Here is a 13194-nt window from a genome sequence, read left to right as displayed (position 1 = left end):
CGCGCGGCGCGGCGGCGCGGCGGCGTGCGCGGCACGGCGCCTCATTCGTAGACTTCGGCGTCCGGGTCGGTCGCTTCCAGCTCGTAGCTGGCGGCCAGCATCGCGAGGCGGCCGATCACGCCGTACATGTAGAAGCGGTTCGGCGCGCTGGCGCCCGGCTTGGCGCCCGGCCGCGGCAGCTGGTTCGATTCGGCGAAGGCCAGCGGCACGAAGGACGCGCCGGGCGCGTTGAGGTTCTCGTCCGTCCCCCGCTCGGCATGCACGCGGTAGAAGCCGCCGACGACGTAGCGGTCGATCATGTAGACCACCGGCTCCGCCACCGCGTCGTTCATGCGCTCGTAGGTGGGCACGCCTTCCTGGATGATCACCTGGCTGACCTGCTGGCCGTCCTTGACCACGCTCATCTTGTTGCGCGTGCGGCGGCTCGGGTCGGCCAGTTCCTTGGCGTCGCGGACCATCATGATGCCCATGCCGTAGGTGCCGTTGTCGGCCTTGACCACGACGAACGGCTTCTCGTTGATGCCGTACTCCTTGTACTTGCGGCGCACCTTCGTGAGCAGCGCATCGGCCTGCGTCTGCACGCATTCCAGGCCCTCGCCCTCGCTGAAGTCGACCTGCCCGCACTGCGCGAACATCGGGTTGATCAGCCATGGGTCCATGCCGAGCAGCTTGGAGAACTTCTTGGCCACTTCCTCGTAGCTCTGGAAGTGGTTGGACTTGCGGCGGACCGCCCAGCCGGCATGCAGCGGGGGCAGCAGGTACTGCTCGTGCAGCCCTTCCAGCACCGACGGCAGCCCGGCGGAGAGGTCGTTGTTGAGCAACACGGTGCACGGGTCGAAGTCCTTCAACCCCAGCCGGCCCCGGTGGCGCTGCAGCGGCTCGACCACCAGCTCGCTGCCGTCGGGCAGCGCCATCGTCACCGGCTCGGTGATGCTCTCGTCGAGCGTGCCCAGCCGCACATTCAGCCCGGCCTGGTGGAAGATCTGCTTGAGCCGCTGGACGTTGGCCAGGTAGAAGGTGTTGCGGGTGTGCGCCTCCGGCACCAGCAGCAGGTTCTTGGCCTCGGGGCAGATCTTCTCGATCGCCGCCATGGCCGCCTGCACCGCCAGCGGCAGCATCTCGTTGGTCAGGTTGTTCCAGCCGCCGGGGAACAGGTTGGTGTCGACCGGCGCCAGCTTGAAGCCGGCGTTGCGCAGGTCGACGGAGCTGTAGAACGGCGGCGTGTGCTCCATCCACTCGAGCCGGAACCAGCGCTCGATCGCCGGCATCGATTCGAGGATGCGCTGTTCGAGTTCGTTGATCGGCCCGGTGAGGGCGGTGATGAGGTGCGGAACCATGCTGAGCGCCCGTCAAGGGAGGGATGGACCCATTCTAGGAGTGCATCAACTGGGGCCGGCACCGGCATTCGCCAAGAGGATGAAACGCCGCCGCACAAAAAAAGGGGCCGCCCGAAGGCGGCCCAATCGCTCTGTCGATCTGTACTTGGCTGCAGGCGCTTACTTGCTGTACGCCGTTTCGCCGTGCGAGGTGATGTCGAGGCCCTCGCGTTCGTCTTCTTCCGAGGGGCGCAGGCCGACCACCAGGTCCGCGATCTTGTAGGCGATGAACGCCACGATGGCCGACCAGATGATCGTGACGCCGACGCCCTTGAACTGGATGACGAGTTGCGCACCGATGGAGTACGCGTCGTCCTTGACGCCGCCCATGCCCGGGGCGGCGAAGACCGCCGTCAGCAGCGCGCCGACGATGCCGCCCACGCCATGGACGCCGAACACGTCGAACGAGTCGTCCGCGCCCAGCATGCGCTTCAGGCCGCCCACGCCCCACAGGCACACCACGCCGGCGATCAGGCCGAGCAGGATGGAGCCCATCGGGCCGACGAAGCCGGCCGCCGGGGTGATGGCGACCAGGCCGCCGACCGCGCCCGACGCCGCACCCAGCATCGAGGCCTTGCCCTTGTGCAGCGCTTCGCCCGCGCTCCAGGACAGGGTGGCCGCGCCGGTGGCGAGGATGGTGTTGATGAAGGCCAGGCCGGCGGCGCCGTTGGCACTCAGCGCCGAGCCGGCGTTGAAGCCGAACCAGCCCACCCACAGCAGCGAGGCGCCGACCATCGTCAGCGTCAGCGAGTGCGGCGTGAACGCCTCCTTGCCGAAGCCGATGCGCTTGCCGATCACGTAGGCGCCCACCAGGCCGGCGATACCGGCGTTGATGTGGACCACCGTGCCGCCCGCGAAGTCGAGCGCGCCGTCCTTGAACAGCCAGCCGTCGGCCGCCCACACCATGTGCGCGATCGGCAGGTAGCTGAAGGTGAACCAGATCACCGTGAACAGCAGCACCGCGGAGAACTTGATGCGTTCGGCGTAGGAGCCGACGATCAGCGCGCAGGTGATGGCCGCGAAGGTGGACTGGAACGCGACGAAGACGTACTCGGGGATGGTGCCCGACAGCGTCTCCGGCGTGATGCCCTTCAGGAACAGCTTGTCGAAGGTGCCGATGAACGAGCCGCCGCCGGCGAATGCCAGGCTGTAGCCGTAGATGGCCCACAGCACGGTGATCAGCGAGAAGATCACGAACACCTGGATCAGCACGGACAGCATGTTCTTCGAGCGGGCGAGGCCGCCGTAGAACAGAGCGAGGCCCGGGATCGTCATCAGGATCACGAGCAAGGTGGACGTCAGCATCCAGGCGGTGTCGCCGGTGCTGAGGGTGGGCGCCGGGGCTTCGGCGGCCGAGGCGGCCTCCGCCGGGGCGGGCGCGGCGTCAGCCGGTGCAGCCGCCGGCTCGGATGCGGCCGCCTCCGTGGCCACGGGGTCCGAGGCGGGCTGCTGCGCCACGGCCATCCCTCCGATGCCCAGGAGCGACAAGCCCAGGGCCAACGAAACAATCAGTTTTTTCATGGGTCTTTCTCTTGTTGGGCGTCAGAGGGCGTCCTTGCCGGTCTCGCCGGTCCGGATGCGCACCACCTGCTCGAGCGGCGAAACGAAGATCTTCCCGTCGCCGATCTTTCCGGTGCGGGCCGAAGCCTCGATGGCCTCGATCACGCGGTCGACGATCGCGTCGTCGACGGCCGCCTCGATCTTCACCTTGGGCAGGAAGTCGACGACGTACTCCGCGCCGCGGTAAAGCTCGGTGTGGCCCTTCTGGCGGCCGAAGCCCTTGACCTCGGTCACCGTGATGCCCTGAACGCCGATGCCGCTCAGGGCCTCACGCACTTCGTCGAGCTTGAACGGCTTGACGATGGCGGTCACCATCTTCATGGTTGCTTTCTCCCGTTATCAAAAGGTGTGCTTGACGCCGACGAAGGCGCCGGTCGCGCAGAACAAGTCGCCGCAGACCGGCGATGCATGACGGGATACTTTTTGCAGCTTTTGTGCCAACGAACGCGATCGACAACCCCGCCCCAGCGCGGGGCACCGCACCGTCCGCCGCACCGACAAGGGCGGAAGACTGCACCATGGCGGTGAAATCTCGATCGATGCACCTGGATGGTGCCATCGGTGGGCCTCGAGTGGGTCCATCGGCGTGCCGACAATGCTTTGTCGCAGTCCGGACACCTCATCGACACCATCCTTGAAGGAGAACCGTCATGACGCTGGCGGTGATTGCGAGCCGCGCGCTCGACGGGCTCGACGCCCCGGCCGTGCGCGTGGAAGTGCACCTGGCCAACGGACTGCCCAGCTTCACGCTGGTCGGGCTGGCCGACACGGAAGTGAAGGAAGCGCGCGAGCGGGTGCGCGCGGCGCTGGCGCACAGCGGGCTGGGGTTCCCGCACAACAAGCGCATCACCGTCAACCTTGCGCCCGCCGACCTGCCGAAGGAGTCGGGCCGGTTCGACCTGCCGATCGCGCTCGGCATCCTCGCCGCCAACGAGCAGATCGACGCCGGCCGGCTGGAACGCCACGAGTTCGCCGGAGAGCTGTCGCTGGCCGGTGAGCTGCGCCCGATCCGTGGCGCGCTGGCGCTGGCCTTTGCCGTGCGGCGCGCGGGCAGCGGCCGCAGCCTCGTGTTGCCGGCCGAAAGCGCCGCGCAGGCCGCGTTGGTCGACGACGTGGTGGTCTGCGGCGCCCGCCACCTGCTCGACGTGGTCGCCGCGCTGCAGCCGGGCGACGGTGCCGAGCCCTTGCCGCGCACGGCACCGCCCGTCCTCCTGGCCAGCGCGGACGGCCCCGACCTGCGCGACGTGCGCGGCCAGGCTGCCGTCAAGCGGGTGCTCGAGATCGCCGCGGCCGGAGGCCACAGCCTGTTGATGGTCGGCGCGCCCGGCACCGGCAAGTCGATGCTGGCGCAGCGCCTGCCCGGCCTGCTGCCGCCGATGGGAGAGGACGAGGCGCTGGCCAGCGCGGCCATCGCCAGCCTCGCGAGCAAGGGCTTCGACCTCGCGCAGTGGCGCGTCCGGCCGGTGCGCGCCCCGCACCACTCCGCCAGTGCCGCCGCGCTGGTGGGCGGCGGATCGCCGCCCCGGCCGGGCGAGATCTCGCTCGCGCACGGGGGCGTGCTCTTCCTCGACGAACTGCCTGAATTCCCGCGCAGCGCACTGGAGGCGCTGCGCGAGCCGCTGGAGACCGGGCGGGTGACGCTGTCCCGCGCCGCGCGGCAGGCGACCTACCCGGCGCGCTTCCAGCTCGTCGCCGCGATGAACCCCTGCCCCTGCGGCTACCTGGGCTCACCGCCCGCCGCCGGACGCAGCTGCCGCTGCACGCCCGACATGGTGCTGCGTTACCAGGGGCGGTTGTCGGGGCCGCTGCTCGACCGCATCGACCTGCAGGTGGACGTGCCGAACGTGCCGCCCGCCGAGCTGATGCAGGCGCCGCCCGGCGAATCGAGCCGCGACGTGGCGGCGCGGGTGGCCGCGGCGCGCGCACGGCAGCAGGCGCGGCAAGGGCGCGTCAATGCCGAGCTGGAGGCCGCCGACGTGCCGCTGCACTGCGTGCCCGATGCCGCGGCCGGCACGCTGCTGCAGCGCGCGGCCGAGCGCCTGGGCTGGTCCGGGCGCGGGCTGCACCGCACGCTGCGGGTGGCGCGCACGCTGGCCGACATGGAGGGCGCGGCGGCGATCGGCGTGCCGCACGTGGCCGAGGCGCTGCAATACCGCACCACGCCGCTGGTGCGCTGAGGCCGCTCAGCCCAGGAAGCCCAGGTTGCGCCGCGAGGCGTCGAAGTGGGCGAGGTTCGGGAAGACGTCGAGCAGCTGGCCGTCGGACAGGCCGAACCAGCGCCCCAGCGTCGCGCCGAGCTGCTCGACCGACACCTGGGGCAGCAGCGCGCCGTTGGCGAGCTGGTCCGGACTCGTGAAGCCGCCCTTGCCGTCCGGCAGGCCGAACTGCGGGAAGCTGCCGTAGACGTTGCGCCCACGCACCGCGCCGCCCATCACCAGGTGGTGGGCGCCCCAGCCGTGGTCGGTGCCGTCGCCGTTGCTGGTGAAGGTGCGGCCGAAATCCGACGCGGTGAAGGCCGTCACGCTCTCGCGCAGGCCCATCGCGCCGAGCACGCCGTCGAAGTACGCCAGCGCGTGCGACAGGCGCGCCATCAGGTCGGCGTGCAGCCGGTTCTGGGCGTCATGGGTGTCGAAGCCGCCCAGGTTGACGAAGAACACCTGCCGCCGCGCACCGAGCGCCGTGCGCGCGCCGATCATGCGCGCGACGATCTGCAGCTGCTGCGCGAGCGGGTTCAGCGCGCGCGTGCCGCCCACCGTGTCGTACTGCAGCAGCGAATGGCTGGCGCTGGCCGTGGCGCCCGCCACGTCGTAGGGCGCCTGGTCCGCCCGCGGCAGCGATGCCGACACCAGCTGCTCGGCATCGATTGACCGGCCGGTGATCGCGGCCTGGTCGAGCGCCAGCAGATCGGCGCTGCGCGCGGTGCGCATCACGCTGCGCATGCGCTCCATCGCCACCGCCGAGCCGAACAGGGTGGTCGCGCCCTGGCCGCCGATGCGCATCGCACCGCTGGTCGACACCTGGTACTGCAGCACGCTGCGCCCCGCCAGCCACACCGCGTTGCCGGCCGCAGAGATCGACGTGAAGGTCGCGTTGCCGTTGCCGGACACCAGCAGGTCGCCCATGCGCCCGCCCCAGCCGGCCGTGCTGCCTTCGGGCGACAGCGTCTGCCAGGTGGACTGCTGGTCGTTGTGCGAGAAGAGGCTCGCCGGCCGCGGGAAGGCCAGGTTGCCGTAGTCGGCCTTGGTCATCGGCCGCACGAGCGGCCCGACGTTGGCCAGCACGCCCAGCCGGCCGGCGGCGAACAGGTCGCGGGCGCCGCCCATCAGCGGGTGCAGCGCGAAGCTGCGGCCCTGAGGGTCGGCCGGCTCGATCGGCAGCACGCCGCCGAGGCGGTCCGGCGAGCCCACGGCCGCGCTGGCCGATGCCGCCACGCCCGGCGCGCGCAGCGCGATCGGGTCGGGCGCCTGGTTGCGCACCGAGGTGTAGGCCGACCACGAGGCGGTGTCCGTCGGCAGCACCATGTTGAAGCTGTCGTTGCCGCCGCTGAGGAAGATGCACACCAGCGCCTTGTAGTCGCCGGCCGACTGTGCGCTGGCGGTGCCGAGCGCGGCCAGGTTCAGCGCCAGCGGCGTGGCGGCGGCCCCCAGGGAGGACAGGGCGGCGGCACGTTGGAGGAAGGCGCGTCGCGCGCCGTCGAAGGGTTTGCTCATCACTTCTGCACCAGGAATTCGGGGGACACCAGCACGAGGAACACTGCGATCAGCGTGCGATTGCGGCGCGCATTGGCGACCTGCGTGGCGTTGCTGCCGTCGGCACGCGCCGCGGGCAGCGACACCGACTGCACGGCCGTCAGCAGTTCGCCGCGCAGCGCGCCGGACGCCGGCGTGCCCAGCAGCCGCGTGGTCACCTGGTCGATCAGCTGCTCGGGCCGGTCGGCCAGCGCGTCCTCGGCGCTGAAATCGAGTTGCACGTCGCGGCGTGCGGCCTTCCAGTCGATCCCGTTCATGCCGAACCCGGACTGCACGCCGGTGCGCATGTAGTTGGCATAGCCGGCCACCGACGATTCGTGGGTGATCTGAAGTTCCGGCACCGTGAGCCCCGCGGCGCCCGACTGCGCGCCCGGCGCCACATAGCCCGGCCGGTAGAAGTTGAAGACCGACGAGGCGCGCAGCGGCGTCTGGCCCAGCGAGGACGCGGGATCGTCGGTGCTGCCGACGAGCCAGAGGCCGGTGTCTGAGCGCGCACCGAAGGCACGCAGCACGGCCGTCAACCGCAGCACCGGCTCGCGCAGCTTGCCGAAGGCCGGGTCGCGCGACGCCTCGGCGCCCCGGGCCTCCGGATCGAGCAGCACGGCCCGGACCAGGGCCTTCAGGTCGCCCCCGCCCTGGCTGAACGCCTGCGCCACGCGCGCCACGTAGGCCGGACTGGGGTGGCTGGTCACCAGCCGCTGGATCATCTGCCGGCCGATGAAGGGGCCGACGTTCGGGTGGGCCGCCAAGGTGTCGAGCGCCGCCTTCAGGCTGGCCGCCGGCTGGGCGGTGCCTTGCGCCGCCACGACGGTGCCCAGGAAACGCTTCTCGGACTGGGAGTGGAATTGCGGATAGCCCTGCATCGGCTTCCAGTAGCGGTCCGGATCGGTCGCGCCGCTGGCCGCCCAGAAGCGGTTGCTGCTGGTGTCGGCACCCGCCCAGCTCCAGCCGGTGAACACCTTGGCGAGGCCCTCGATGTCTTCGCGGGTGTAGGCGAGCAGCGGTGCGCCGCTGCCGTCGGTGCGGCGGCTGCCGTCGGGATGGAGCTGGTACAGCCCGAGCGAGAAGAGCTGCATCACCTCGCGGGCGAAGTTCTCGTCAGGCACGCGGCCTCGGGCGACGTCCTCCTTCTGGTTGCGCAGGTGCGAGAGGTAGATGCCCATCGCCGGATGCAGCGCCACGCCCTCGAGCAGCTGGCGGTAGCGGCCGAACGCGTTGGCGGTCAGCATGTCGAGGTAACCCGCCGCCGACTGCGGCTTGTCGCCCACGCCGTCGCTCACCATCGAGACGACGAAGATCTGCGACAGCGCGAACGCCACGCGCATGCGCAACTGCGCGTCGCCGGTCACCGCCTGGCGGTAGAAGGAATCCAGCACGTCGCGCTGGTGGGCAACCTTGGTCGCGTCCACGGCCTGCAGGGCGGCATGGGCCGCATCCCAGGATGCGCGGTGCGACACCGCCTGGCGGTTGAACTGGTCGTCGAGCCAGGCTTCGTAGCCCATCGCCACCACCCGGTCGATCTCGGCCGGGGTCGCACCAAAAGTGGCCTGCGTGAGAAAGCGCGCAGCCTCGGCACGCGTGGGCACCGGGGAGGCCACGGGCTCCACCACCGGCGGCGGCGTCGTGACGACGCCGCTTCCGGCGCCGGGTTCGGCCTCGGGCAGGCCGCCCGTGCCGACATCCGTCCCGCCCCCCGCGACGGGTGGAATGAGCGTGCCGCCACCGGCAGGCGCGGCCGCATCCTCGCCTCCGCCACCGCCACCGCCGCAGCCGGCCATCGCCGCCGCCAGCAGGCCGACGCCCAACCAATGCACCCACCGCCCAGCGCGTATGGGTCGCCCCGGGCGAACGCCCGCATCCGATCCATTGTTCACAACGACCCCTGTGCAAGCCCCGTTGGCCTGCTTTCATCAGGGATCTATCGGCCTGCGCACGTGCCGCCCAAGGGCGGCCGATCGCTCGAGCAAACCGGCAAGCGCAGCACCTGCAACAGCGCAGGGGTCCGCGCCCGGCCGGCGCGGCCGGGGTCAGGCGCCCTGGTCGCTCGCGGGGGCGCTGCGCAGCACGCCGTTCTCGACAGTCACCCGCGCGCCGGGCGTGGGCTGGGTCCGCTGCGTGACGGTGCGCAGGGTGCCGTCGTCCATCCGCACGCGCACCTCGTACCAGGTCTCGCTGCGCACGCGCTTCTCGACCTCGTGGCCGGCCAGGCCGCCGCCCACCGCGCCCAGCACAGTCATCGCCTTGCGGCCGTTGCCGCCGCCGATCTGGTTGCCCACCACGGCGCCCAGGACACCGCCGGCCACGGCGCCGACGCCGTTGGCGTCGCCCTTGCGCTCGACGCTGCGCACGCCCTCGATGACGCCGCACTGCTGGCAGATGGCGACCCGTTGCGTGCGCAGCGGCTCGCGCGGGCTCGGTGCTGCGGCGGCCACCGGCGGCGGGGCGTCTGCGGCTGGTGCCTGTTGTGACCGCACGGGCGCGGGCTTCGTCGCCGGGACTTGCACATGCCCCGGCTGCGCCTGCGCGCCCTGCACCGGCGCCAACGCGGCCACCGCCGCCGGCGGCGTGTCAGCCGACGCGGACGGCTCGGCCCCGCCCCGCAAGGCCCAACCCGCGCCCCCGGCCACGGCGGCCACCAGCACCGCACCCGCGACCAGGCCCACCACGCGGTGGTCCTGCGAGCGGCGCAGCGGCGAGCCCGGGTTCGCCGGGGTGGGCAGGATGTCGTTCGGCATGTTCTTACTCCTTGATGACCAGGGTTTCACAGCATTGAACGCGCGTGGACGCATTTGGTTGTTCCGGACAATGCATCAGTCGTCACCCGCTGTAACGACACCCCGCAAGCAAGCGGGGCATTACCCCAGCAGCGGCGCGAGCGCACGCCGTGCCTGCGCCTCGTCCAGCGCATTGCGTGCCTGCCAGTCGGCCAGCTGGTCGTCGCCGATCTTGCCGACGTTGAAGTAGACGGCCTCGGGGTGCGCCAGGTAGAAGCCGCTCACGCTCGCCGCCGGCGTCATCGCGAGGCTTTCCGTGAGCCCCATGCCCACGTCCCCGGCATCCAGCACGCGGAACATGTCGCGCTTGGGCAGGTGGTCGGGGCAGGCCGGGTAGCCCGGGGCCGGGCGGATGCCGCGGTACTTCTCGGCGATCAGCTCCTCATTGCTCAAGGCCTCGCCGGCCGCGTAGCCCCAGAAGTCGGTGCGCACGCGCTGGTGCAGGCGCTCGGCGAAGGCCTCGGCGAAGCGGTCCGCCAGCGCCTTCAGCATGATGGCCGAGTAGTCGTCGTGGTCGTCGAGGAACTGCTTCTCCTTCTTCTCGACGCCCTGCGCGCTCACCGCGAACAGGCCCACGTAGTCGGCCTTCGTGCCCTTGGGCGCGACGAAGTCGGCCAGGCAGCGGTTGGGACGTTTCACGCCGTCGACCACTGGCCGCACGCTCTGCATGCGCAGGCCGCGCCAGGTCATCAGCACCTCGGTGCGCGATTCGCCGGCGTAGATCTCGATGTCGTCGTCACCTACCGTGTTGGCCGGGTACAGGCCGATGACCCCATGGCACTGCAGCCAGCGACCTTCGATGAGCCGCTGCAGCATGCGCTTGCCGTCGCTGAACACCCGGGTGGCGGAGTCGCCAACGACCTCGTCGCGCAGGATCTCGGGGAAGCGCCCGGCCAGGTCCCAGGTCTGGAAGAACGGCGTCCAGTCGATGCACTGCGCCAGTTCGGCCAAGTCGTAGTTGCGGAACACGCGCCGGCCCAGCACCTTGGGCTTCACCGGCTCGAACGAGCTCCAGTCGATCGGCGTCTTGTTGGCGCGCGCCTCGGCCAGCGTGACGAGCGGCGTCGCTTTCTTGTTGGCGTGCTGCTCGCGCACCTTGGCGTAGTCGGCCGTCACCTCGTCGATGAAGCGCGCGGCGCGCTCGTCGGACAGCAGTTCGGTGCACACGCCCACGCTGCGCGAGGCATCGGGCACGTAGACCACCGGCCCTTCGTAGTGCGGCGCGATCTTCACCGCGGTGTGCACGCGGCTCGTGGTGGCGCCGCCGATCAGCAGCGGCACCCGCTTCGCGCGGAACCAGTCGTCGCGCTGCATCTCGGCCGCGACGTACTGCATCTCCTCCAGGCTCGGCGTGATGAGGCCGGACAGGCCGATGATGTCGGCGCCCTCCTCGCGCGCCTTGGCGAGGATCTCCTGGCAGGGCACCATCACGCCCATGTTCACCACTTCGTAGTTGTTGCACTGGAGCACGACGGTGACGATGTTCTTGCCGATGTCGTGCACGTCACCCTTCACGGTGGCGATGACGATCTTGCCCTTGGGCTTGGCATCGCCGCCGGCCTCGACGAGCAGGCGCTTCTCTTCCTCGATGTAGGGCAGCAGGTGGGCCACGGCCTGCTTCATCACACGCGCGCTCTTCACCACCTGCGGCAGGAACATCTTGCCGGCGCCGAACAGGTCGCCCACCACGTTCATGCCGGCCATCAGCGGCCCTTCGATCACGTGCAGCGGGCGGCCGCCGTCGGCGCGGATCTGCTGCCACACCTCCTCGGTGTCCTCGGTGATGAACTCGGTGATGCCGTGCACCAGCGCGTGCGACAGGCGCTCGGCCACCGGCAGCGCGCGCCACGCGAGGCGGGCGCTGTCGTCCTTGGCGGCGCCCTTGGCGCTCTCGGCGATCTCGACCAGGCGCTCGCCGGCGTCAGGCCGTCGGTTGAGCACCACGTCTTCCACGCGCTCGCGCAGCACCGGATCCAGGTCGTCGTACACGCCCACCATGCCGGCGTTGACGATGCCCATGTCCATGCCCGCCTGGATGGCGTGGTACAGGAACACGGTGTGGATCGCCTCGCGCACCGGGTCGTTGCCGCGGAAGCTGAAGCTCACGTTGCTGACGCCGCCCGACACCTTGGCGCCCGGCAGGTTCTGCTTGATCCAGCGCGTGGCGTTGATGAAGTCGACCGCGTAGTTGTCGTGCTCCTCGATGCCGGTGGCGATCGCGAAGATGTTGGGGTCGAAGATGATGTCCTCGGGCGGGAAGCCCACTTCGTCGACCAGCATGCGGTAGGCGCGCTCGCAGATCTCGATCTTGCGGGCGTAGGTGTCGGCCTGGCCCTTCTCGTCGAAGGCCATCACCACGGCCGCGGCGCCGTAGCGCTTGACCAGCGTGGCCTGGCGCTTGAATTCGTCCACCCCCTCCTTCAGCGAGATCGAGTTGACGATGCCCTTGCCCTGGATGCACTGCAGCCCGGCCTCGATCACCGACCACTTCGACGAGTCGACCATGATGGGCACGCGCGCGATGTCGGGCTCGCTGGCGATGAGGTTCAGAAAGCGCACCATCGCCGCCTTGGAGTCGAGCATCGCCTCGTCCATGTTGACGTCGATCACCTGCGCGCCGTTTTCCACCTGCTGGCGCGCGACGGCCAGCGCCTGCTCGAACTGGCCGTTCAGGATCATCCTTGCGAAAGCCTTGGAGCCGGTGACGTTGGTGCGCTCGCCGATGTTGACGAACAGCGTGCCGGCGCCGATGGCGACGGGCTCCAGCCCCGACAGGCGCAGCGGCGGAGGAACGGCAGGCAAGGCTGGGGCGGCGGAGAGGGCTTCGGACATGGCGTGCGATGGTGGTGTCCGGTGCGGCGAGTCGGCTGCGGCCCACCCGCAACGTCGTCCGCGCCGGGGGAGCGTGGTTGCCGGACGGCCCCTTCGGCGGAGCCGGCGCCCGAGCCTGGCGGCTGGTGAGGCCATCGCAACGCTCCTCGGGCAGGGCACGATTTTAGCGGCGGCCGTCCGCGGCCGCCTGCACAATCGCCCGACGACACAACCTGCAACCTGGAGAAGACGTGATGCCCTGGTGGAATCGATCAACCGTGGCCACGGTGGCCCTGTTGGCCGGAGCGCTGCTGGCCGGCTGCGCCAGCCGCGTGCCGCTGGACCAGCCCACGCGGCCTGCGCCGCCGCCGCTTCAGGCCCCACCCCCGGCCCCCCCCCCGGAGCTGCTGCCGCCCCCACCGCCGCCGCCCGAGCCGCCCCCCGCGGCCACGCCGATGCCGGTGCCGCCGTCGGCCGAGACACCGCCCGCGCCGAGCGTCCCGCCGCCCCTGATGCCTGAGCCGCCGCTGGTGGTGGAACAGCGGTGGCTGCAACAGTGGTTCGAAGGCACGCCGGTGGTCATCGCGTCCCAGGGCGACGGCAGCCTGCTCGTCGAAGTCCCTGCGGAGTTCTGCTTCGACCCGGGCGCCTCCGCCGTCAAGCCGCCGCTGGCCGCGGTGCTGACGCGCGTGCGAAGCAGCCTCGAGCGCCAGCCCCGCGTGCAATTGCGCATCGAGGCGCCGGCCGAGGCGGGCGGCGTCTCGTCGCTCGCACGCGAGCGCAGCACCCGGGTGCGCGAGCACTTCTTCAGCCCCAGCATCCTGCCCACCCGGATCACCGAGCTCGATGGCCTGCCGGGCTCGCCGGTGCGGCTGGTGATGACGCCGGCATGAAGCGGCCTACCGTCCGCAACAAGGCTTACAC

The 13194-nt window shown here is 70.8% G+C and carries 9 protein-coding genes and 1 riboswitch; of the genes, 2 read left to right on the top strand and 7 right to left on the bottom strand.

Annotated elements, in window-relative coordinates:
• Nucleotides 1–41: 41 nt before the first annotated feature.
• The 3 genes from gshA to V4F39_RS24545 all read right to left on the bottom strand — a co-directional run bounded on the left by gshA (nucleotide 42) and on the right by V4F39_RS24545 (nucleotide 3257).
• Nucleotides 42–1337, bottom strand: coding sequence for a glutamate--cysteine ligase (gene gshA / locus V4F39_RS24555; protein ID WP_332292780.1), 1296 nt, complete (start codon nucleotides 1335–1337; stop codon nucleotides 42–44).
• A gap of 159 nt (nucleotides 1338–1496) precedes the next feature.
• Nucleotides 1497–2897, bottom strand: coding sequence for an ammonium transporter (locus V4F39_RS24550; protein ID WP_332292779.1), 1401 nt, complete (start codon nucleotides 2895–2897; stop codon nucleotides 1497–1499).
• Between the two features lie 21 nt (nucleotides 2898–2918).
• The gene (locus tag V4F39_RS24545; RefSeq protein WP_046113293.1) at nucleotides 2919–3257 is read right to left on the bottom strand and encodes a P-II family nitrogen regulator; all 339 of its coding nucleotides are present in this window, start codon (nucleotides 3255–3257) and stop codon (nucleotides 2919–2921) included.
• 329 nt (nucleotides 3258–3586) lie between these two features.
• Here V4F39_RS24545 and V4F39_RS24540 point away from each other — a divergent pair, with 329 nt between their 5' ends.
• Nucleotides 3587–5113: a YifB family Mg chelatase-like AAA ATPase gene (locus V4F39_RS24540; RefSeq protein ID WP_332292778.1), complete on the top strand. Its 1527-nt coding sequence runs from the start codon at nucleotides 3587–3589 to the stop codon at nucleotides 5111–5113.
• Between the two features lie 6 nt (nucleotides 5114–5119).
• On the opposite strand, the gene V4F39_RS24535 is transcribed toward V4F39_RS24540, so the two are convergent.
• From V4F39_RS24535 to metH, 4 genes are all read right to left on the bottom strand, one after another.
• Nucleotides 5120–6646, bottom strand: coding sequence for a DUF1501 domain-containing protein (locus tag V4F39_RS24535; protein ID WP_332292776.1), 1527 nt, complete (start codon nucleotides 6644–6646; stop codon nucleotides 5120–5122).
• Entirely contained in the window at nucleotides 6646–8499 is a 1854-nt protein-coding gene (locus V4F39_RS24530; RefSeq protein WP_332292775.1) for a DUF1800 domain-containing protein, read from the bottom strand. The genes V4F39_RS24535 and V4F39_RS24530 overlap by 1 nt, the downstream gene beginning before the upstream one ends.
• A 213-nt stretch (nucleotides 8500–8712) precedes the next feature.
• Nucleotides 8713–9420, bottom strand: a complete 708-nt coding sequence (locus V4F39_RS24525) for an outer membrane lipoprotein (protein WP_332292774.1) — start codon at nucleotides 9418–9420, stop codon at nucleotides 8713–8715.
• 120 nt (nucleotides 9421–9540) lie between these two features.
• A complete protein-coding gene (metH, locus tag V4F39_RS24520) occupies nucleotides 9541–12291 on the bottom strand; it encodes a methionine synthase (protein WP_332292773.1) in 2751 nt (916 codons plus the stop codon).
• Nucleotides 12292–12353: 62 nt separating this feature from the next.
• Nucleotides 12354–12445: riboswitch (S-adenosyl-L-homocysteine riboswitch) on the bottom strand.
• Between the two features lie 79 nt (nucleotides 12446–12524).
• Here metH and V4F39_RS24515 point away from each other — a divergent pair.
• On the top strand, nucleotides 12525–13163 hold the full coding sequence (locus V4F39_RS24515; RefSeq protein ID WP_332292772.1) for a hypothetical protein: 639 nt from the start codon (nucleotides 12525–12527) through the stop codon (nucleotides 13161–13163).
• The last annotated feature ends 31 nt before the right edge of the window (nucleotides 13164–13194 follow it).

This window comes from Aquincola agrisoli, assembly GCF_036621135.1.
Classification (GTDB): Bacteria; Pseudomonadota; Gammaproteobacteria; order Burkholderiales; family Burkholderiaceae_C; genus Aquincola; species Aquincola agrisoli.
This window is presented reverse-complemented; position numbering and strand designations above follow the sequence as displayed.

Excerpts from the sequence above, each read along its gene's own strand:
- V4F39_RS24540 (WP_332292778.1), top strand. The coding sequence starts at position 3,587 with ATGACGCTGGCGGTGATTGCGAGCCGCGCGCTCGACGGGCTCGACGCC.
- metH (WP_332292773.1), bottom strand. The coding sequence starts at position 12,291 with ATGTCCGAAGCCCTCTCCGCCGCCCCAGCCTTGCCTGCCGTTCCTCCG.
- V4F39_RS24545 (WP_046113293.1), bottom strand. The coding sequence starts at position 3,257 with ATGAAGATGGTGACCGCCATCGTCAAGCCGTTCAAGCTCGACGAAGTG.
- V4F39_RS24515 (WP_332292772.1), top strand. The coding sequence starts at position 12,525 with ATGCCCTGGTGGAATCGATCAACCGTGGCCACGGTGGCCCTGTTGGCC.
- gshA (WP_332292780.1), bottom strand. The coding sequence starts at position 1,337 with ATGGTTCCGCACCTCATCACCGCCCTCACCGGGCCGATCAACGAACTC.
- V4F39_RS24535 (WP_332292776.1), bottom strand. The coding sequence starts at position 6,646 with ATGAGCAAACCCTTCGACGGCGCGCGACGCGCCTTCCTCCAACGTGCC.
- V4F39_RS24525 (WP_332292774.1), bottom strand. The coding sequence starts at position 9,420 with ATGCCGAACGACATCCTGCCCACCCCGGCGAACCCGGGCTCGCCGCTG.
- V4F39_RS24550 (WP_332292779.1), bottom strand. The coding sequence starts at position 2,897 with ATGAAAAAACTGATTGTTTCGTTGGCCCTGGGCTTGTCGCTCCTGGGC.